At 58.6% G+C, this 2181-nt stretch carries 3 protein-coding genes; 1 reads left to right on the top strand and 2 read right to left on the bottom strand.

The window, feature by feature from the left end:
• Window positions 1-19: 19 nt before the first annotated feature.
• Entirely contained in the window at window positions 20-835 is an 816-nt protein-coding gene (locus E8A46_RS19780) for a class I SAM-dependent methyltransferase (RefSeq protein WP_291564791.1), read from the top strand.
• 212 nt (window positions 836-1047) lie between these two features.
• Here E8A46_RS19780 and E8A46_RS19775 read toward each other — a convergent pair whose 3' ends face one another.
• Window positions 1048-1683, bottom strand: a complete 636-nt coding sequence (locus E8A46_RS19775; protein WP_291564790.1) for a tyrosine-type recombinase/integrase — start codon at window positions 1681-1683, stop codon at window positions 1048-1050.
• Between the two features lie 293 nt (window positions 1684-1976).
• Window positions 1977-2181 (bottom strand): hypothetical protein (locus tag E8A46_RS19770; RefSeq protein ID WP_291564788.1); only part of this gene is annotated, 205 nt, incomplete at its 5' end.

The raw sequence follows: 2181 nt of genomic DNA, 5'->3' as shown, positions 1-2181 counted from the left end.
CTCGGGAAAGGAGACCTCTATGACCGTTGCTACACTCAGCCCCGACTTTGCCGTCATCAAACAGCGCCAGCAGGCGACTTGGGCCGCCGGCGATTATGCGGTCATCGGCACCACACTTCAGATCGTCGGTGAGCGCCTATGCGAGGCGATCGACCTGCACGCCGGAGACCGCGTTCTCGACGTGGCCGCAGGAAATGGCAACGCGACACTCGCTGCGGCCCGCCGCTTTGCACGCGTGACGTCGACCGACTACGTCGGCGCCCTTCTCGAACACGGCAAGGAGCGCGCCGCAGCCGAGCGTTTGGCCGTGATGTTCCAGGAGGCTGACGCCGAGGCTCTACCCTTCGCGAACGGCAGTTTCGACGTGGCACTTTCGACGTTCGGCGTGATGTTTACGCCGAACCAGGAGAAAGCGACAACGGAGCTGACGCGCGTGGTGCGCAAAGGCGGCCACATCGGACTTGCTAACTGGACGCCCGACGGCTTCATCGGCCAGCTCCTCAAGAGAATCGGAAAGCACATGCCGCCTCCAGCCGGCATCAAGTCACCCACACTCTGGGGCACTGAGGCGCGCCTACTGGAGTTGTTTGCTGGCCATGAAGTTAAGGTCTCGCAGCAGATCTTCACGTTTCGCTACGAGTCTTCCGAGCATTGGATTGAAGTGTTCAAGACCTACTACGGGCCGACCAACCGCGCGTTTGCGTCACTCGATCCGCCGAAGCAGGCGGATCTGCAAGCCGACATCCTTGATCTGCTCGGCAGCTTCAACCGAGGCGGAAACGACACGCTGATCATCCCGGGCGAATATTTGGAGGCCGTGATCACCAGGGCATAGCCGATTGCAGTTTCGGCAGTGTTGATAGCGACACTATCGTCCGAAATCGACGCCAGCTCTGATGGCCGTCTTATCTATGCTGATCGGTGTAGAAATAAGAGCGGGCGGCATTCTTTTGGACTCGTCTGTGTGGTTTGCATCCTCGATGTTGCTTATTGGCACAAACCGGCGGTTAGAGATCGGGCAGAGCATGTCCGCTCTGCCCGGGTATTTCAGACATCAACTTGTTCCGCTATTGCGAGGGCATCGTCTACTTCGATGCCGAGATATCTGACCGTGCTTTCGATCTTTGTATGTCCGAGCAGAAGCTGGACGGCCCTGAGATTGCCCGTGCGTCGATAGATCAGGGTAGCTTTTGTGCGTCGCAGTGAATGCGTCCCGAACAGCCTTGGGTCCAGCCCGACGCTTCCGATCCACTCCGACACGAGCCGGGCATATTGGCGCGTTGTCATATAGCGGTCAGGACCGCGACGGCCGGTGAACAAGAACTCACCGGGCCGTTTGTTGGCGACCTTTAGATAGTCATCGACCGCCTGGCGAGTCTGCTCGCTCAATTCAAATCTGACAGGCCGCCCGGTGTTCTTTTGTCGGACCGTCGCGCGATCCGCCGTGTAGCCGCCGGCTGCGACATCCTCGACCCGGATAGCAACGACGTCACAGCCACGCAACTTGCTATCGATCGCCAGATTGAACATGGCGAGGTCGCGAGTGCGGCCTTCGATCTGGAGCTTCGTCCGGATCGACCAGACGTGTTTGGGGCGCAGCGGTGGCTTTGCCCCGGTCAGCTTTCCCTTGTTCCACGGCACTCGCCTTTGGGACGCCGGGGTCGTTTTCACTTGATCCTGCATGGTCATACTCCTCGGTTACGGGGGAGCAGACCATGTGCCAGTGGTCTGGCATCGTTGATGGGACTTTGCGTAAGTTGTGTATCTTGAGCGAGTCGAAAAGGTCGCTCAAAGGCCATCAGGGAAAGGTTCGTGGCTGTGGTTCGCAGCAAAATTGTCTCGCCAACTTGGAGCGACGTTAGGGCCGCGCTCCTGGACTTCGATCGCGCTGGCCTTCGGGGGCTAGTGCAAGGCCTCTATACTGCGAGCAAAGACAACCAGGCATTCTTGCATGCCTGGTTGGGCTTGGGTCATGATCAGCTCCAGCCCTTCAAGGCGAGTATTTCCAAATGGGTAGCCTCGTCCGCGACTTGTTGCTCGGCGGACCGTTTCGGTTTGATCATTTTCCCTTCGCTTTCAGCCCACGGCATCTCGATTTCGGCGGAAAAGTCGTACAAGCTCAATTCTGTCGCACCGCCTGCAACGATATTGAATGATGTCCCTACCTTCAGCGTCGGGGGC

The organism is Bradyrhizobium sp., assembly GCF_004799445.1.
Taxonomy (GTDB): Bacteria; Pseudomonadota; Alphaproteobacteria; order Rhizobiales; family Xanthobacteraceae; genus Bradyrhizobium.
The sequence above is the reverse complement of the archived record's forward strand: the minus strand, read 5'-3'. Positions and strand labels throughout refer to the sequence as shown.

What these genes read in the sequence shown, in the direction of transcription:
- E8A46_RS19780 (WP_291564791.1), top strand. Translation starts at nt 20, where the DNA reads ATGACCGTTGCTACACTCAGCCCCGACTTTGCCGTCATCAAACAGCGC.
- E8A46_RS19775 (WP_291564790.1), bottom strand. Translation starts at nt 1,683, where the DNA reads ATGCAGGATCAAGTGAAAACGACCCCGGCGTCCCAAAGGCGAGTGCCG.